Genomic DNA, 18,599 nt, shown 5'->3' on the forward strand with positions numbered 1-18,599 from the left:
GGCCGGCCCGCCGCCGGTCAGAAGAGCTTGCGAAGCAGTCGGAGGTCGCTGCTGGAGTAGGGCGGATAGACGATCTGCGGATCGAGCTGCGTCCCCTTGCGCAGCACGGCCTTGCGGTGGCTGAACGTCTGGAAGCCCCATTCGCCGTGGTAGGCACCCATGCCGCTGTTGCCGATGCCGCCGAACGGCAGCTGCGGCACCATGCAGTGCATCGCGACGTGGTTGACGACCACCCCGCCGGCAGGGATGCGGTCGATCAGCGCCTGCTCGACCGATGACGTCTCCGAGAACAGGTACATGGCGAGTGGCTTCGGCCGCGCGTTGACGAACGAGACCGCGTCGTCCAGGGTCCGGTACGACAGGACCGGGAGGATCGGGCCGAAGATCTCCTCGGTCATGACCGTGTCGGCCGGGTCAGGGTCGACGACGACGGACGGCGCCAGGCCAAGGGTCGGCCTGTCGTACTCACCACCGGCCACGACAGAGCCTGTTGTGGTGGCGAGGTAGTCACAAAGCCGGTCGAAGTGACGCTCGTTGACGATCCGCTGGAACGTCTCGCCAGGATCGCGCATCTCCTCCATCGCGTTGAGGAGCAGCGTGAGGAATTCGTCCTTGACCTTCTCGTGAACGAGGACGTAGTCGGGCGCAACGCACGTCTGACCGGCGTTCATCATCTTCGTCCAGGCGATCCGGCGAGCGGTGACGCCGAGCTTGGCATCCGCCGCGACGATCACGGGACACTTGCCGCCGAGCTCCAGAGTCACGGGTGTCAGCTTCTCAGCCGCCGCGACCATCACCCGTCGTCCGACCTCTGTTCCCCCAGTGAAGAAGGCGTGGTCGAAGCCGAGTCCGAGAAGTTCCTGCGTCGTGGCGCCGTCGCCTTCGACGACGGTGACCGCTTCCGGGTCGACGTAGCGTCCGAGCAGCCCCTTCAGGAGGAGGGAGGTCGCCGGCGCGAGTTCCGACGGCTTCACCACCGCACAGTTGCCCGCCGCGATCGCCGAGATGAGCGGCGCGAGATTCAGCAGCACCGGGTAGTTCCAGGGTCCGATCACGAGCACGACGCCCAACGGCTCGTGCTGAATCCAGCCCGATCCGGGCAGCTGGCTCATCGGGAGACTGACACGCCGGTTACGCGCCCAGCCGCGCAGATGCTTGATCGCGTACTCGGCCTCGGTCTTCGCGGGCGCGAGATCGCCCAGCCAGGCGTCGACCGCACCTCGCCCAAGGTCGGATGCGATGGCCTGTGCGAAGTCGGCCTCGTGGTCCGTGACGAGGCGGACGATGCCCTTCAACTGCTGGGTTCGCCAGGACAGGCTCCGCGTTCGTCCGGAGTCGAACACACGTCGCAGCCCGGACATCGTCCGACCCAGGCCGGGCACACCGCTCTCGGGGTCCGAGGTTCTCGCCTTGGTCGTCATCGGGACGCCTCCCCGTGCCCCTCGGGCCGGCCCGCGGCCGCGGCATGGCGAAGGAGCACGTCCTGATGCGCGGCCTCGGCCTGCTCGCGGAGCAGCGGCAGGTGGTACGGCGGGAAGACGTCTTCATCGGCCTTGTAGTTGCGCAGGACGGCCCTGGCGAGGACTCCTTCGTGCACCTCCGTGGGCCCGTCGACCAGGCCCATCGTGAACGCCTCGTAGATGTACTCGAGAAACGGCATTTCCGAGGACACCCCGATGGACCCGTGAAGGTGGAGCGCTCGCGACGCGACGTCGTTCAGCAACTTCGGCATCAGAGCCTTCACCGCAGAGATGTCGCCGCGGACCCGGCTGTAGTCCTGGTACCGGTCGATCTTCCAGGCGGTGCGCAGCACCAGCAACCGGAACGACTCCAGCTCGGCCCAAGAGTGCGCGATCGCGTGCTGAACGCTCTGCTTGTCCGCCAGGCGCTCGCCCTTCGTCACCCGGGAAAGCGCTCGCCTGCACAGCAGGTCCAGGCTCTTCTGGACCAGGCCGACCGTGCGCATCGCGTGGTGTATCCGTCCTCCGCCCAGCCGGGTCTGGGCGATGGCGAACGCCTCTCCCTCGCCGCCTAGGACGTGGTCGGCCGGCACGCGGACGTCGGTGTAGCGGACGTAGCCGTGGCTCCCGTCGACGCCCGGGGTGTGCCCGACGTGACGGATGATGTCGATTCCCGGGGTCTCGCTCGGCACGATGAACATCGAGAACCGGCGGTGGTACTCGGCGTCGGGGCTGGTGATCGCCATGACGATCAGGAACGCGGCGTGGCGCGCGTTCGACGAGTACCACTTCTCGCCGTTGATGACCCAGCAGTCGCCGTCCCGCGTGGCCTTGGTCGTGAACACCTCGGGGTCGGCTCCGCCCTGCGGCTCGGTCATCGAGAAGCACGACACGATCTGGCCGTCGAGCAGCGGGGCCAGATAGCGCTCCTTCTGGCCCTCTGTGCCGAAGTGCGCGAGGATCTCGGCGTTGCCGGTGTCGGGCGCCTGGGTACCGAAGACGGTCGGGGCCGACCGGGACCGTCCGAGGATCTCGTTCAGCAGCGCGAGCTTGAGCTGACCGTAGCCGGGGCCTCCGAGCTCGGGCCCGAGGTGGCACGCCCAGAGCTTCCGGTCCTTGACCTCCTGCTGAAGCGGCTTGAACAGCTCGTTCCGCAGCGGGTCGGCGACATCATACGGGTCCGGCACCAACTGGTCGATCGGTTCGATCTTCTCGCGCACGAACCGGTCGACCCATTCCAGCTCTGCGGCGAACTCCGGATCGGTCTCGAAACTCCAAGTCATGGGGTGCTCCTTGTTTCTTCAGTGTCGTTCGGTCATCCGAGCGTGCCGAAGACGCCGCCGTCGACGCGGATCGTCGCTCCGGTGGTGTAGCTGCTCGCGTCGGATGCCAGGTAGAGGGCCGCGCCGACGATCTCTCCGGGTTCCCCGGCACGACGCATCGAGATCGCCTGGTCGGCTGCGGCGTTGAACTTCGCCATGTCCCACGCCTTCGAGATGTCGGTGAGGAACGGTCCGGGACTGATGGTGTTGACCCGGACGTGCGGACCGAGTGCCCGGGACAACCCGATCGTGGTGTTGGCGAGAGCCGCTTTCGCGGCCGCGTAGGGCAGCGCGTACACCGATGGATGGTCACTCTCGATGGAGGTGACGTTGATGATCGACCCGCGCCCGCGGGCGACCATCGCTTCCCCGATCAAGGCGGCGAGGCGGAACGGTCCCTTGACGTTGATCCCGATCACCTTGTCGTACAGGGCCTCGGTGATCTCACCGAGGCTCGGGTAGAGGGGCGACAGGCCGGCGTTGTTCACGAGCACGTCAATGCCGCCGGTGACCTGCTCGGCTCGGTGGGCCAGCTCAGTGCACTGGTCCCATGAGCTCACGTTGCACGGCATCGCCCACGCCTTCACGCCATGGTCGGCGCGCAGTTCCTCTGCCGTCGCCGTGCACGCGTCCTCCTTCCGGCTGGAAACGACGATGTCGGCGCCGGCGCCGGCGAACGCCCGGGCGATCGCGAGACCAAGACCGCGAGTCGCACCGGTGATCAGCGCGGTGCGGCCGGTCAGGTCGAAACCGCTGAACGGGGAGGTCCCCGCGTCCCTGTGGTCGCTCATGCCGCCTCCTGCGCGATTCGGGTGGCGCGGTCGAAGAGATTGACGGCGGCACCGTGGAGCATGAGACCGACCTTCGTGTCGGCCTTCCCCGCCGAAGCACGGGCGTAAGTGCCTTCGAGGATGATGCCGAGCTTGAAGGCGCCCAGGACGACGTACCAGTCCAGGTCGGCGACCGAGCGGCCCACGCATTCCTCGTACCGCAGCACGAGCTCTTCCTGTGACATCGCTCCGGCGACCATCGCGACTTCGGCGGAGGGAACGATCTCCCCGTGCTCGTCGGGAAGCATCGCGAGGTAGCGCCCCAGGTCCAGAAGCGGGTCGCCGATCGTGCTCATCTCCCAGTCGACCACCGCGGCCAGTCGACCACCGGGATCCTCGACGATCAGATTCGCCAGGTGGTAGTCACCGTGCATGAGCCCGGCCTTGAACGTCGCGGGAACTCGGGTCGCGAGGTAGTCGCGTACATGGTCGAATCCGGGCAGCCGTGTCCCCCGGTACTCGGGGACGGCCAGGTAGGACGAGTACTCGGCCGCCCAGCGGTCGACCTGCCGGTGCAGGAACCCTTCTGGTCGCCCGAAGTCGCCGAGCCCGCATGCCTCGTAGTCGACCTTGGCTATCTCTGCGAGCGTCGTGATCCCTTGGTCGGCGATGGATCGCAGTCGGTCCGGGCTCTGGTACGCCTGCGGCAAGCACTCGCCGGGGTTGAACCCGTCCACCGCCCGCATGACGACGAAGGCGGCGGGGCCGGCCACCGACTCGTCTTCACCGACCGCGAGGAACTCCGGGTGCGGAACCGCGGTCGGCTGGAGAGCCCGCAGCACCCGGGCCTCACGCTGGATCAGCTTGTTGGCGTTCTGCCGCGGTCGGCGGCCGGGGCGTCGCAGGACCAGGTCGTCGTCGCCTCGACGGAAGCGGACGAGCAGGTTCTGGGTACCCCCGGTGAGAAGACGTGCGTCCGCCACCTCTCCTTCCCCGACGCCCTGGACGTCGAGCCAGCGCCGGAGGGCCGAGAGGTCGACGACGCCGTCGAGTTCCGCGGTCACCGGGCGCCGTCCCCGGGCTGCGAGCGGAGCACGTTCTTGCGGACCTTTCCGGTCTCCGTGCGTGGAAGGGCCTCGACGTAGTCGATCACCTTCGGGTAGGCGTGACGGCCCAACTGGGCCCGCACCACCTCCTGGATCTGGTCGCTGAGCGCATCCTTCGAGACGGTCCCGTCGACCACGATCACCGCTCGCACGACCGAGCCCCGCCGCTCGTCCGGCGCCGCCACGACCGCCACCTCGACGATGCCCGGGAGGGTCTGGATGATGTTCTCGACCTCACCAGGGCCGACGTTGTACCCGGCGGTGACGATCAGGTCGTCGGCTCGGCCGACGACCACGTATCGACCCTCGTCGTCCCGGACGGCGAGGTCACCCGTGGTCAGGTATGGGCCGACGAACCTGTCGGCCCATACCTCCGGAAGGCCCCTGTAACCGAGCAGCGGCCAGCGCATGTCGCGCAGGGCGATGGCACCGTCGGAGGTCGAGGGCTGTCCGGTTTCGTCGAGCAGGGAGACGTCGAAACCCGGAACCACGCTGAGGGTCGCGCCTGTGGACGACGGCTCGGTGAAGGCCAGGTCGGCGAGTACCATGCCGACCTCGCTCGAACCGTATCCGTCCTGAAGCCGCCCGCCCCCGATCTCTCGCCAACCGTCGGCGACGACGGGAAGGAGCTGCTCGCCGGCGCTGATGCCGCCGCGGACCGATGCGGGAAGCGGCCCGGTGGCCCGGGCCGCCTCGATGAGTCCCCGGAACGCGCTCGGCGCCGACGCCACGAAGGTGACCTGCTCTTCCTCCATGACGCGCAGCCACTGGGCAGGGTTGAAGGTGCCGGTGTAGACCACCCGCCGGATACCGAGCGACTGCACGATCAGGCCGGCGGTGTACAGGCCGTACGACCAGCCCGGGTTGGCTCCCGCGAAGATCACCTCGTCCTCGTTCGGGGCCACGGTGTGCCGGAGGAAGCTCTGGAGCGGCAGCACCACCGAGTGCGACTGCATGCATCCCTTGGGCTCGCCTGTCGTCCCGCTACTGAAGACGAGCGATGCGCACTCGTCAGGCTGTGTCACGACCGTCTCAAAGATCGAGTCCGCGGCCTGAATGCTCTCCCAGAAGTCGACGTCCGACGCGTGACGGCCCGTGCTCTCCGCGGCCGCGACGGTCAGCACGAGCGGACTCTCGGAAAGCTGCTCGGACGCGCCGCGGTAGACGTCCCGGTATCGCACGTCGACGAAGACCGCGGAGACCTCCGCCGTGCCGATCCGCTGTGCCACCGCGTCGACCCCGAAACCGACGAACAGCGGCACGTAGACCAGCCCTGCCCGCCATGCCGCCAGGGCTCCGACATAGGCCTCCACGCCTTGGTCGAGCAGCGCCGCGACCCGGTCGCCCCGCCGGAGTCCGGCGTCATGCAGCACATTGGCCAGCGCGCACGAGGCGTCCATGAGCTGCCGGTAGGTCCACGAGCGCGACGTCCGGTCGGGCCGGTGCACGGTCAGCGCCACCCGCTGAGGATCCGAAGCCCAGCGGTCGCAGCACTCATGGGCAAGGTTGAGCCCTTCGGCGATCGGCCAGTCGAGACGGGACTCGACCAGCCGCTGGTAGTCATCGGGCGCGAGTTCGCGCTCGGCCAGCAGCTCCTCCTGGAGCGAGGCACTGGGCTTGTTCATTTCGGACCTTCCTTTCGGGCTCGTCGTCATCTCGGTCTCCGATCAGAGATCGAGGGTGAGGTGGGACGTGCGCGCCCAAGAGACACACGGGAGCATTCGGTCGTTCGGCTGAGAGCTGGTCAGGATCGCGTCGCGGTGCTCGGGAGTTCCGGCGAGTACGCTCACTTCGCAGCTCCCGCAGACGCCCGCCTGGCATGAGTAGTCGACGTCGACGCCCGCCTCGTGCAGCGCGGTCAGAACGCTCGTTCCTGCCGGCACTGTGAGGGACAGGCCGCTCGCCTCGAGCGTCAGCTCGATCGGGGCGTCACTGCCGCCGTCCGCGGGCAGCGACGAGAACCGTTCGAGACGCAACCCGAGCGAGGGGTGCCGCCGGATCTCTGCTTCGACCGCACGGAGCAGCGCCTCCGGCCCGCAGCAGTACACCAGGGTTCCCTTCGGGCAATCCGTCAGGATCGCCCGAATGTCGAGAAGTCCGTCGCGGTCCTCCGGCTGGAGCAGAACGCTCTCCTGGTACCGCTCGGCGAGCTCGTCGGCGAAGGCCATGCTCGCCTCGGATCGACCGCCGTAGAACAGCCGGAACGAACGACCGCGATCATGCGCGACACCGACCATCGCCTTGATCGGTGTGATTCCGATACCGCCGGCGATGAACACGTAGTGCTCGGCATCCTCGAGCTCGAAGTGGTTGCGGGGACCCCGTGCGCGAACCTTCTCCCCGACATCGAGTCGGTCGTGAACCCGGACCGACCCTCCTCGGCCCTGGCGCTCAAGGAGCACGGCGATCTCGTAGTGCGGGTCGCCGGGGTTCCCGCAGAGCGAGTACTGGCGGACCATCTCATCGTCGAGCAGCAGATCGATGTGCGCGCCGGGACGCCAAGCGGGCAGTGGTGCTCCGTCAGGACCTCGGAGGGTGAGATGTACGACGCCCTCGGCAGGGAAGCGCCGCTTGGCGACGGTCAGGGTCAGGTAGTCGTCGGTCTCCCCCTTCTGCTGAGGAGATCCCGCCGCTGCGGGGAGGTCGGGTCGGATGACGTCTGGAAGATCACTGTGTGCTGAGTCCTGCCATGGGAAGTCGTTGCGCGCCCAACGGGTCCAGTAGGTCGCCGCGCCTGCGGCAATGCGGGTACCGGTGCCGAGGTCGCGCGACCCGATGGGGCCGGGTTGCCACATTGCTCCAGGAATCGAAGCGACCCTGTGGCGTCCTATGGGCACCGCCGCACTGATCACCCCTTCTTCGTGACCGAGCTCGGCCAGGACGGTTCCGTCCGGCGAACAGATGCGTGACCCGAGCCCGGCGGCCGCGTGTCCGGTCATCACGGTCGAGACTCCGAGGCAACGGGAGAACTGGATCGCCGCCTCACGGGCGGCGCGACGTCCGCCCTTCCGCCTGCCCCGCCTCATCGGCAGGTCGAGTCCCCCGACGACCAGACCGACGCGATGTTCGTGAAGTGCCCTGGCCACAGCGCTAGAGGCCCATTCGGGTCCCGACACGAGTCCCAGGGGTTGCTGGGCTCCGAGCAGATCGCTGATCAGCACACCCGGTGCCGTGCCGGCGCGACACCACGCGTACTCGCTCGAAGCCAGCACGGACCTGTTGTGCAGGTAGATCACACCGTCCGGCTCGACGAGCATGTAGGTCTGGAACGTGTGGCCGCCGCGCACCGACAATGCTCCCCCGGTGATGGCGCACCCCAGGTCGGCGGCGAGTTGCCGCAGCAGGTTCAGCGGCGCCCCGTCGATGTGCCGCGGGACCCGGTCGACGTCGACTGTGCCACCCTGCGGTGACGTCATCGAGTCCGGGAGCACGATGAGGTCCGGCCGGTGCCGGCCGTGCGCGCCGCGCACGAGTTCCTCAACGCGCCGGAGGTTGCCTTCGACGTCGCCTGGCACGAGGCGCGGCTGGACCGCTGCGATGATCAGCTCTGTCATGAGCCCGCTCCGTTCCAAGGCCGTTCGGCGGTCTCCATCTCGGTCACCTGCCGCGAGTCGCGGAACGCCCGGCGGCGCGTCGAAATCAGAATCTTCGCCCCCAGTCGCCCTTCTCGGACGAGGTCGCGCATGACGGCCCCACGGTCCGGCGCCCTCTGAAGTGCCGAGGCGACGGCAGCGAGAAGGCGGGTGAGCTCGATCGATCGGCCGAGTTCGCGGCCTCGCGCCCCCGCTGCGGCGACCAACGGGAGGCGCAGGTCGTGCAGGGCAGGGACCAGCGCGACGATCCCGGATGTCTCGCGCTGCACGCGGCCCTGGTGGATGCCCGCGAGGTAGGCGAACTTGCAGTCTTTCTCTCGCTCGTGCTCCCACCGCCGCATGGTGCGATCTAGGAGAAATGGGTCATCCAGGATCTTCGCCGTGTGCTCGGCGATCGTGCGACCCGCCCACATGGCGTCCCGGATCCCTTGACCGAGCACGGGGTCCTTGAAGTGGCCGGAGTCGCCGATCAGGGCCCACCCGGGTCCGGTGGCTCGGCGAAAGTAGGAAGCGAGGTTCTCGGTGATCCGGGGCCTGGATCCTCCCGATGATCCGCGGAGCCGCTCCGCCGCGGCCGGGTGGTCGACGAGCTTGCGCCGCCAGAATTCCTCGGGGTCGCTTCGCGCGAGGGAGATCTCCCCTCGGTCGACGAGGAAGACGACGATCAGCTCGCGGGGCCGGGAGGTCGGGAAGATGAAGCAAAGTGAGGTGCCATCCCGCCAGTGGTACATCGTGGTGGTCTCCGGCCCGTCTGCCAGGGGGTCCTCGACGTACCTGTACACAGCGCCACGGTTGCTGTGGGCGAACCTGTACGGCCTCTCCGCGCCCACAAGCGAGGCCACGGTCGACTGCTGTCCGTCAGCGCCGAGGACCAATGGGGCTTCCAGTTCGCGCTGTCGCCCTTCGGCATCTCGGTAGGTCACGCCGCTGGCGCGACCGCCTCGCCAGCGGACTCCCGTGACCGTGCACTGCTCGCGCACGTCGGCACCGGCCCGGCGAGCCGCCCGCACCAGTGTCTCGTCGAGCTGGACGCGGGGCACGGAGATGGCGAGATAGCCGCTCGTGGAGGGGTCCGAGACCTCTTCGTATGTAGCCCGCCCGTCGGTTCCGTTGTCGAACTCGGCGATGGCGCGGGTGACGGCCGGCGGCCGGAGCGCCAGGACGTCATCAAGTGCTCCGATCCTCTCGAGCTCCTTCACCCCGGCTGTGAACATCGTGTGGGTCGAGAGCACGTCCGAGGGGAACTTCGCCCGGTCGACCACGACGACTCGGCGGCCGGCCTTGGCGTAGGCGGCGGCCGCGGCTGAACCCGCACATCGGGCGCCTACGATGACGACGTCTGCTTGCTCGACCATGTCTCAACTCCGTTCTGCGCTGCGACCTGCTGGGAGTCAGTAGTCGGCATCGGGTGCGGCGACGTGACTTCCGGACGCAACTCTGGCCGAGATGTGTGACCACAATCTCGTGCCTTGGAGCCAAGTTGCGGAACGATGTTGTGGTAAACACACAACCCTCATGACCGTCCATTGCGAGACAATGGAAACGTGACCGAAACAAGTGGCGAGCTGAGGGCTTGGCTGGCTAACTTCGTCAGCGCCGAACTGAGACACGAGGCAACAGAAGCCAGCGTGAAGCGATTCGCGTCGGCGATTCTTGCGCGGTGCCCGGAACTCGGGTCGGACCCGCATTTGCATCAGCTGATGCGGAGTGCCGCGCAAGCGCACTGGACCCGCTTCCTGTCCGATCTTCTGGGTACGCCGCACGAGATTCACCTGGTCCAGCCGGCAGCGGAACTGGCGGCCGAGATCGCGCGTCGGAGGATCCCGCTGACGACGCTGTACACGATGTACCGCGTGGCTCTCGAATCAACGTGGGACTACATCACCCAGATGCTCGGGGACCTGCCTCCGGACGTCGAACCCTCAGAGTTCCTTGTGTTCTTCTGGAGCCGGGCGAGCGAGTGGCTCAACGGGTCGGTCGGACCTTCAGTCGAGGTCTACGAGGCCGAACGGAAGCGTCTGGGCCAAGGATCGAAGGCTCGCCGCCTCGAGTTGATCCTCAATGTGCTGGACGGCCGGGCGCCGGAGGCAAGCCGGGTCTCGGCCGAACTCGGCGGCTTTCCGATCTCCGGGTTCAGCACGGCGTTGATCCTCTTCTCGGATACCCACGACTCGCTCTCCACGCTGGAGACCGCGGCACTGCGGCTGAGCCGCACCGTCGGCGCCCACCACCCGCTGACCGTGCCGCCCAGCGATCGCGAGTTGTGGTGCTGGCTCAGCTCCACGTCTCCGCTCGACCTCAAGGCGCTCTTGCGGAGCGAACCCCTGCTGAGTCGCCTGCGGGTTCGCGCGACCGTAGGTACTTCCGTATCCGGCCTGGCGGGATTCGTACGGTCGCATCACGAGGCCGTGGCCGCCCGAGCGCACTGCGAGCGGACAGGGTCGCCCGCTGCGGTGACGTGCTACGAGGACGTCGAGATCCTTGTCCTCCTGGACAAGGATCCCGAGGCAGCCATGGCGTTCGCGCGGCGGACGCTCGGGCCGCTCGCCGACGACACGGTCACCGCGGCACGCCTTCGCGAGACGGCGCTCAGCTTCCTTTCGCACGTCACCGCCAACGATGCCGCTGCGGCGTTGGAGATCCACACGAACACCGTGCGGTACCGGCTGGCGAAGGTGGAGGAGATCCTCGGCGGTCCGGTCAGTCGGAATCCGGTGGAGCTCGCGCTGGCGATTCGGTACTTCAACGCCTTCGCGAACACGACGGCTCTACCCTAGGCGCTTGCTCAGGCACGGATCCCTGAGAGCCACAAGGCCATCTCCCTCTGCATCTCGACGGAGGCCTCGCCCGCCGGAAGCCGGAGCGCTCACGGGACGAGAGTGGCGAGGTATCGGTGGATCTGTGCCAGGAAGCGGCGACGGCCCTCGGGAGAGTCAGGCGGAAGGCGCGCAGCGCCCTCGACCAGCATGCCTCCGGTCAGGAACCCATAGGTCGACCAGACGATCATCCAGATCGCGGGATAGACGTCCACATCCTCGCGCAGCGCCGGGCGCATCACATCGGCCAACTGCTCGGCCGGCGGTGCCCAGAATATCCTCTCGACCTCTTTGAAGTCCGCGGCATCCGAGAGCCAGCGCTGAACCCACAACGCCAGGAGTTCGCGGTTCTCCATATTGTAAAAAACGTACCTGTCGATCAGACGGATGACGCCATCGAGATCCTGGGTGAATTCCGCGACAGCAGGGGCGACGAACTCTGCCTGCTCGTCGACGAGGTCGCGAAATACCCGGAGGTAGAGTTCTCTCTTCCCTCCGCTGGCCGACTGAACCTCCGCCATGCTCAGCCCAACGGCATCCGCTATCGTCTTCAGGTCCGTGCCGTCGTATCCGAGTTCCGCGAAGAACCTGCGCGCCACCAGCCGGATTCGTTGCGCTATTTCTTCCCCGGTCACTTCGACTCCCCCGACTCGCTCACCCTACCCTCAGGATAGACCGCAATTTTCGACGCATACGAAAGCTTCTGGAGCCTGACATGGAATTTACCTTCCAGCCGTCGGCCGCCGGAACAAGCAGATCAAAAGAATGCGCGGCGCGGTTGAGAATTTCCCATACCGATGCGCCCACGGCCTTGGCGAGACCCCTGCCGTTCGAGGTGGAACCGGTTCGAACCTCACAGCCGACGAGCCGAGGCGGCCCCGCGCGAGCGGTGGCGCCGGATGTGCGTTCGCCAGGTCGGCAGACGTGGCTGGAGACCTGGCCACGTCCGCGAGCACAGGTCGCTCCGGCTCATCGGCGATTCGGCCGGCAACTTTGGTCGTCCGTTACCGCCAGGTCGGCATCATCGCATCGGAGTACCGCGAGCCGGCCGCCCCGTGCGGCAGGATCTCCTTGATCCGGCCGAGGTCCGCAGCGGTGAGGGTGACCTGCGCGGCAGCCACGTTCTCCTCAAGGCGCTGCGGACTGCGGGTGCCCGGGATCGGCACGATGTCGTCGCCTTGGGCGAGCAGCCAGGCCAGGGCAAGCCGGGCGACCGATATGCCCTTGCCTTCGGCCAGGGCGGTCAGCGCGTGGACCGCGGCGACGTTCTTCTCGTAGTTGCCGGGCTGCCAGCGGTCGTCCTGGCCGCGCATATCGTCGGCGGGGTACTCGGCGGCCGGCTTGACGGCACCGGTGAGGAATCCGCGGCCCAGCGGTGAGTAGGGCACGAAGCCGATGCCCAGTTCCCGGACCACCGGCAGGACGTCGGCCTCCACAGCCCGCTCGAACACCGAGTACTCGGTCTGCAGCACCGAGACGGGGTGGACGGCGTGGGCGCGCCGGATGGTGTCGGGGCCGGCCTCACTCAGCCCGAAGTAGCGCACCTTGCCTTCGGCGATCAGCTCTCCGACCGTGCCGGCCACATCTTCAATGGGGACGTTCGGGTCCACGCGGTGCTGGTAGAGCACGTCGATGTGGTCCGTGCCGAGGTGGCGGAGGCTGGCGTCGGTGACCTGGCGGATGTGCTCGGGACGGCTGTCCAGGGCGATCGCGATCCGGGACGGGTCGCGGAAGTCGTAGCCGAACTTGGTGGCAAGCAGGACGTCGTCGCGGAAGTCCTTCACGGCGCGGCCGAGGAGCCGCTCATTGCTCCCGGTGCCCAGACCGTACAGCTCGGCGGTGTCGAAGAGGGTGACACCGAGCTCGTAAGCGCGGCGGATCGTGCCGATGCTGCTCCGCTCGTCCGGCGCCCCGTAGGCGATGGTCATGCCCATCGTGCCCAGGCCGATCGCCCCGGCCACCAGGCCCTGACCGCCCAGAGCCCGATGGGGAAGGTCCGTCGTGTGTTGTTCCATGCTCCCAACGCTAGGCACGAGGAGCCCGGAGGGCATGGGGCAGCGGTCGCATAGGATTGCCTGATCCTCTCAGGGAAGAAGTCCGCAATGCTTGATCGTCTCGCCGCGGCAATCGACCGGCACTGTGTGGGACCGGCCTCGGACACCGTGATCCCACGGCTGTCCCTGGTCGCGGTCGACGAGCCCGCCGAACCCGTCGGCCAGCTGTACGAGCCCATGATCTGCTTCGTCGCCGCCGGTGCGAAACGCACCACCGCGGGAGACCTCAGCGAAGTCGCGCAGGCCGGCGAAATGCTCCTCACCACGATCGACCTGCCCGTCACCGCCGCCCTGGAGAAGGTCCCCTACCGATCAGCCGTCATGCGACTCGACGACCGGGCGGTCGCCGACCTGCTCGTCGAACTGGACGAGACCGGCCAGGTCACCCCAGCCGCCGTCACCGGGCAGGTCCGGGCACCGATAACGCCGGAACTCCTCGATGCGGTCACCCGCCGGGTCGAACTCCTCGACACGCCTGAGGACATCCGCCCGCTCTCCCCCGGGATCGAAAGCGAGATCCTCTACCGGCTGCTGCGCGGTTCATTCGGCGATGTCCTGCGCCGGTGGTCGCTCGCGGACTCGACCACGAGCCGGGTACGCCAGGTGGCGCGATGGATCTGTGAACGCTACGCGGAGCCGCTCAGCATCGACGCGATCGCCGCGGTCGCACGGATGAGTCCTGCCAGCCTGCACCGGCACTTCAAGGCGACCACGGGCATGAGCCCGCTCAAGTACCAGAAACACCTGCGCATGCAGGAGGCACGGCGGCTCCTTGCCTCCGGCGACGCCACCGCGGCCCAGATCGCGCAGGCGGTCGGCTACGTGAGCGCCACCCAGTTCAGCCGCGAGTACCGAAGTACCTATGGCCTTCCTCCCGGCCAGGACGCAGCCCGGCTCCGCGCCCGGCTCTCCCGCACCCGCACCGCCCCCGGTCGGTCCTAGCACGACACTGGTTGCGCAGATCGCGGGGAACCCAAGACCTGCACGCGCGGAAGTGCCTGAGTTTCCGGACGGAGCCCCACGCCATGGGGATCTGCGGAGACTCAGGCACTTCCGGAGGGACTGAATGATGCGACAGATCTGACGAATGCGCGCGCAGCCGCTCTATCGGGCCGCGTTCGTCATCCTGTGGCGCCGGTTCGCCTGTGAGCGTCGGAGGTGCTGACCCCGGCGGCGTCCGGCTGCGACCGGACCAGCGCCGCGACACAGCCGAGGCTGATGACGGTGGTGCCGACCAGGTACACCGTTATGGGGGTGCTGGAGCCGTAGCCCGAAAGCAACGCGGTGGCGACGGTGGGCGCGATGCCGCCTCCCAGGAGCGAGCCGATCTGATAGCCGAGGGACGTGCCGCTGTACCGGATCGGTGTGGGGAACTGGCTGGAGAACAGCGCCGCCATCGGCCCGTACACCGCACCCATCGTCACGGCGAGACCGAGCACCGCGCCGATGAGAAGGGGCAGGCGCGTCGTGTCGGCCGCCGGGAGCAGGACGAGCGCGAACACGCTCAAGGCGATGGATCCGCTGAGAAGCACGCGGCGCCGTCCGTGGCGATCCGACAGGATCGATGCCCAGGGCGTGACGAGGAGCCAGACCCCGGCCGCGGCCAGGCTGATGGTGAGGACGGTGCTCCGTTCCATCTTCAGGACCTGCGTGGTGTAGGTGAGCAGGAAGGTCATGAACACGTAGGCCACCGCGTTGATCCCGATGAACGCTCCCGAGATCAGTAGGACCTTGCGCCAGTGGTCGCGGACGACATCGATGATCGGAAGCCGTCTCTGCTCCTGCTCGGTCATCTGGAGGAAGGCAGGGCTCTCCTCGACGCTCAGCCGCAGGAAGAGTCCGACGATGACGAGCACGGCGCTGGCGAGGAACGGCAGCCTCCAGCCCCAGGCGAGGAAGGCGGCGTCGCCGACCGCGTTCGACACACCCAGCAGGACGAGGTTCGCGAGGATGAGGCCGGCCGGCACGCCCATCTGCGGAAAGCTTCCGTAGAAGGCCTTGCGCGACTGCGGTGCGTGTTCGACGGCCATGAGCACAGCTCCGCCCCACTCGCCGCCCACCGCGAGACCCTGCACGAAGCGGAGGACCACCAGGAGGACCGGCGCCCAGACCCCGATGGTGGAGTAGGTCGGGAGAAGCCCGATGCACATGGTCGCGGTGCCCATGACCAGCAGTGAGGTCACCAGCATCGTCTTGCGGCCTACCCTGTCCCCGAAGTGCCCCATGACGACGCCGCCCACGGGACGGGCGAGGAATCCGACCGAATAGGTGGCGAAGGCGGCCAGCGTGCCGGCCGTGGGCGAGAACTCGGGGAAGAAGAGCGGGCCGAACACGACGGCGGCGGCGAGCCCGTAGACGAAGTAGTCGTACCACTCGATGGCCGTGCCGATAAGGCTGGCCATGGCCGGTCTGAGGGGATTGACGCGAGAGGCGGCGCTCTCCTGAAGGGTCATCGGTACTCCGATCATGGGGGTGAACGGGGGTGGGGAGACGGATGCGGGAGGGTGGGCTGACCGTCGGCTCAGGAGCGCCGTTCGTCGATGATCCGGCGCATCTTGCCCTCGGAACGGTCGATGACATACGGATCGGTGACCTGGACCTTCACGGTCACGCCGATCGATGCCTTGACGGCGGCGCGAAGCTCGTCGCCCGCTTTTGCGCCGCGCTGCTCGGAGGTGCCGGCACGGCGCTCGACGCGCACCGTCAGGTCGTCGAGATGACCGCGTTTCGAGCGAACGAGCTGGAAGTGCGGAGCCAGGTCGGCGGACCGCAGCAGGAGCTCCTCGATCTGCGAAGGGAAGAGGTTGACTCCGCGCAGGACGATCATGTCGTCGCTGCGCCCGGCCACCCGGCTCACCCGCCGGAACGCCGGCCTCGCGGTCCCGGGCATGAGGGCCGACAGGTCCCGGGTGCGATAACGGATCACCGGGAACGCCTGCTTGGTGAGCGAGGTGAAGACCAGCTCTCCGCTCCGGCCATCGGCCACGGAGGCGCCGGTGTCCTGGTCGATCACCTCCGGCAGGAAGTGGTCCTCCCAGATGTGCGGTCCGTCCTTCGTCTCAAGGCACTCCTGGGCCACGCCCGGCCCGATCACCTCGGAGAGGCCGTAGGTGTCGAGGGCGTCCATGTCCAGGCGCTCCTCGATCTCGGCGCGCATCTCCTCGGTCCAGGGCTCCGCCCCGAGCACGCCGACCCGCAGGGAGCTCTCGCGCGGGTCGAGGCCCTGCCGCTCGAACTCCTCGATCAGCGTGAGCATGTATGACGGTGTCGCCATGATCACGTCCGGCCGGAAGTCGTTGATGATCCGCACCTGCCGTGCCGTCATGCCTCCGGATGCCGGAACCACCGTGCAGCCCAGCCGCTCGGCTCCGTAGTGCGCGCCGAGGCCGCCGGTGAACAGGCCGTAGCCGTAGGAGATGTGCACCATGTCGCCCGGCCTCCCGCCGGCCGCGTGGATCGACCGGGCCACCAGATCCGACCAGGTGACGATGTCGTCCGCGGTGTAGGCGACGACGGTCGGTTCACCCGTGGTCCCGCTCGACGCATGGACCCTTGCGATCTTGTCGCGCGGGACGGCGAGCATGCCAAAGGGGTAATTGTCGCGAAGATCTTGTTTGGTCGTGACGGGAAAGGCGGCCAGATCCGTGAGTTCGCGACAGTCCTCCGGCCTGACGCCGGCCTCATCGAACCGCTTGCGATAGAACGGAACGTTCTCATAGGCGTGCCGCAGGCTCCACCGCAGTCTTCGCAGCTGCAACGCCCGCAGTTCGTCGACGCTCATCGACTCAGCGGCATGGAGCAGGCTCCCGCGCACCTGCCGACGTGCGCTCACCGTTCGCATCTCACCGGTCATCGAGCCCTCACCGCCACGGAGTCCGCGCCACAGGGCACGTCGCCGTCGTACGCGCGGGCCGCCTCCGCGAGTATGGGTGGTCTTTCTGGTGAGCCAGGCATGGGTTCCCTCCTGTTCCGCTGCGATCCACCGATTCGGCGAAGTTCGCCGAAGTGCCACGTCAGGGCATGTTTCGCAGGATGGACAGGAGCAACTATCGCTGTGATGTACCTCTCAATGACAGGACTGAACCGCTCCCCTTGACTCACCGAATCGGTCACGGTGCCCACGGGCCACCATCGAGCACCCGGGCTCGATGAGGGGGATCTCCGGCTGTGCGGTCGAGGGCTTCCGTGCTCTGCCCTCCGCCCGGACGCGTCTCCCCACCGCAGCGTCGAGCCGGACCCGAGGACGCCGGGAACGACTTGCGCCGCACCGCCCGGCGACGACGGTGCCGCGAGGAGTGCCATAGGGTCATCGAAAGAATGAATGGCGTGGATGCCGAACGACCGGCGGCTGTCCGCCTGACGGTTCGACATCTCGAATATCGCCATGTGATCATCGGATGGAACGATGCCGACATCATGCTCGCATTACTTCAAGGAGACCATCAGGGCCGCCGAGGACAGGGGAATAGATGGGGATTTCCTCCTTGCCAAGGTAGGCTTGACCAGAGAGCAGGTCGATGACCCCGGCTGGCGTGGTGACGTCCAGCAGCTGGCAAGTCTCGTTCAGTTGATCTGGTACGCGCTGGACGACGAGTTGATGGGTTTTCTGGACCGCCCGGCCAAGCCCGGCACCTTCGCCCTGATGGCCTACGGAGTACTGGCCGAACCATCTTTGGAACAAGCCCTGCGCAAAGGTGTTCTCTTCTATCAGTTGGTCAACTCCTCTCTGGGGATGACGCTCACAGAAGACGCAGGCTGCATCCGGCTCGGAATCAGGTTCAGCCGTCCGGAGCTGGATCCCGAGCACTATTTTCTCGAGTTCTGGATGACCATCTGGTACCGGCTCGTCGGTTGGCTCGCAGGTGCCACACCTCCTCTGGTAAAGGCGACTTTCGCCTATCCCAGGCCAGTGACCTACGCAGACGAGCTCCGCTACATCTTCCGCTGCGATCACGTGTTCGACGCCGCGGAGACCTCGCTGTGCTTCGACCGGGACTTTCTTCAGCAGCCGGTCGTCCGGCGGCGCGCAGAAATGAAGAAGTTCCTTTCGGTGGCGCCGCTCGGCTTCATGGTCGTTCCAGAGGACGAGACCAGCATGGCCAGGCGCGTCCGGACCCTGCTCCTCGGGACCCGGACGCTGCCCCTCGAGTTCCCTCAACTGGCGGAGGTCGCCCGGCATCTGAATTTCACCGAGCAGACACTGCGCCGCCGGCTTCGCGAAGAGTCGACCTCCTACCGCGAGATCAAGGAGAACATTCGCCGCGATATAGCGGTACAGCGGCTCATCAACAGTTCGATGCCCGTTCAACAGATCGGTGAGCTGGTCGGCTACGCCGAAGCCCGCGCCTTCACCCGGGCGTTCAGGCAATGGACGGGGTCGAGCCCCAGCCAGTACCGCGAGCAACTGACGCAGCGGCTCCGGCCGCAGGACCGGACAGCGGGAAGCTGAGCGCATCGGTGAAGCGATTCGGCAGATTC

At 67.4% G+C, this 18,599-nt stretch carries 14 protein-coding genes; 3 read left to right on the top strand and 11 right to left on the bottom strand.

The genetic code is table 11. The features are described from left to right. Nucleotides 1–17 precede the first annotated feature (17 nt). The 7 genes from EDD29_RS26990 to EDD29_RS27020 are packed head-to-tail and all read right to left on the bottom strand — an operon-like array spanning nucleotide 18 to nucleotide 9,606. Entirely contained in the window at nucleotides 18–1,421 is a 1,404-nt protein-coding gene (locus EDD29_RS26990; protein ID WP_123667072.1) for an aldehyde dehydrogenase family protein, read from the bottom strand. Further along, nucleotides 1,418–2,743, bottom strand: coding sequence for an acyl-CoA dehydrogenase family protein (locus EDD29_RS26995; RefSeq protein WP_123667073.1), 1,326 nt, complete (start codon nucleotides 2,741–2,743; stop codon nucleotides 1,418–1,420). The genes EDD29_RS26990 and EDD29_RS26995 overlap by 4 nt, the downstream gene beginning before the upstream one ends. 32 nt (nucleotides 2,744–2,775) lie before the next feature. Next, a complete protein-coding gene (locus tag EDD29_RS27000) occupies nucleotides 2,776–3,573 on the bottom strand; it encodes an SDR family NAD(P)-dependent oxidoreductase (RefSeq protein WP_123667074.1) in 798 nt (265 codons plus the stop codon). Next, nucleotides 3,570–4,616, bottom strand: a complete 1,047-nt coding sequence (locus tag EDD29_RS27005; protein ID WP_123667075.1) for a phosphotransferase family protein — start codon at nucleotides 4,614–4,616, stop codon at nucleotides 3,570–3,572. Before EDD29_RS27005 ends, EDD29_RS27000 begins: the two co-directional genes overlap by 4 nt. Then, nucleotides 4,613–6,283, bottom strand: a complete 1,671-nt coding sequence (locus EDD29_RS27010; RefSeq protein ID WP_170201597.1) for an acetate--CoA ligase — start codon at nucleotides 6,281–6,283, stop codon at nucleotides 4,613–4,615. Before EDD29_RS27010 ends, EDD29_RS27005 begins: the two co-directional genes overlap by 4 nt. Nucleotides 6,284–6,325: 42 nt before the next feature. Further along, nucleotides 6,326–8,212 (bottom strand): 2Fe-2S iron-sulfur cluster-binding protein, encoded by a 1,887-nt coding sequence (locus EDD29_RS27015; protein ID WP_123667077.1) that lies wholly within the window; start codon nucleotides 8,210–8,212, stop codon nucleotides 6,326–6,328. Next, a complete protein-coding gene (locus tag EDD29_RS27020) occupies nucleotides 8,209–9,606 on the bottom strand; it encodes an NAD(P)/FAD-dependent oxidoreductase (protein WP_123667078.1) in 1,398 nt (465 codons plus the stop codon). Before EDD29_RS27020 ends, EDD29_RS27015 begins: the two co-directional genes overlap by 4 nt. Before the next feature lie 189 nt (nucleotides 9,607–9,795). Here EDD29_RS27020 and EDD29_RS27025 point away from each other — a divergent pair, with 189 nt between their 5' ends. Further along, on the top strand, nucleotides 9,796–11,028 hold the full coding sequence (locus EDD29_RS27025) for a PucR family transcriptional regulator (protein WP_148086109.1): 1,233 nt from the start codon (nucleotides 9,796–9,798) through the stop codon (nucleotides 11,026–11,028). An 89-nt stretch (nucleotides 11,029–11,117) separates the two neighbouring features. On the opposite strand, the gene EDD29_RS27030 is transcribed toward EDD29_RS27025, so the two are convergent. Together EDD29_RS27030 and EDD29_RS27035 are read right to left on the bottom strand one after the other, a co-directional pair. Further along, nucleotides 11,118–11,702 (bottom strand): TetR/AcrR family transcriptional regulator, encoded by a 585-nt coding sequence (locus tag EDD29_RS27030; protein WP_148086110.1) that lies wholly within the window; start codon nucleotides 11,700–11,702, stop codon nucleotides 11,118–11,120. 369 nt (nucleotides 11,703–12,071) lie between these two features. Further along, a complete protein-coding gene (locus EDD29_RS27035; RefSeq protein WP_123667081.1) occupies nucleotides 12,072–13,082 on the bottom strand; it encodes an aldo/keto reductase in 1,011 nt (336 codons plus the stop codon). Nucleotides 13,083–13,169: 87 nt separating this feature from the next. On the opposite strand from EDD29_RS27035, the gene EDD29_RS27040 reads away from it, so the two are divergent. Further along, entirely contained in the window at nucleotides 13,170–14,063 is an 894-nt protein-coding gene (locus EDD29_RS27040) for an AraC family transcriptional regulator (RefSeq protein ID WP_123667082.1), read from the top strand. Between the two features lie 179 nt (nucleotides 14,064–14,242). Here the strand turns inward: EDD29_RS27040 and EDD29_RS27045 are convergent, their stop codons facing one another. Together EDD29_RS27045 and paaK are read right to left on the bottom strand one after the other, a co-directional pair. Beyond that, on the bottom strand, nucleotides 14,243–15,574 hold the full coding sequence (locus EDD29_RS27045) for an MFS transporter (protein WP_123667083.1): 1,332 nt from the start codon (nucleotides 15,572–15,574) through the stop codon (nucleotides 14,243–14,245). A gap of 68 nt (nucleotides 15,575–15,642) precedes the next feature. Next, nucleotides 15,643–16,974: a phenylacetate--CoA ligase PaaK gene (gene paaK, locus EDD29_RS27050; protein WP_211360349.1), complete on the bottom strand. Its 1,332-nt coding sequence runs from the start codon at nucleotides 16,972–16,974 to the stop codon at nucleotides 15,643–15,645. 552 nt (nucleotides 16,975–17,526) lie between these two features. Here paaK and EDD29_RS27055 point away from each other — a divergent pair. After that, nucleotides 17,527–18,570 (top strand): AraC family transcriptional regulator, encoded by a 1,044-nt coding sequence (locus EDD29_RS27055; RefSeq protein WP_123667084.1) that lies wholly within the window; start codon nucleotides 17,527–17,529, stop codon nucleotides 18,568–18,570. Nucleotides 18,571–18,599: the final 29 nt, after the last annotated feature.

The organism is Actinocorallia herbida (assembly GCF_003751225.1).
In the GTDB taxonomy this organism is placed as follows: domain Bacteria; phylum Actinomycetota; class Actinomycetes; order Streptosporangiales; family Streptosporangiaceae; genus Actinocorallia; species Actinocorallia herbida.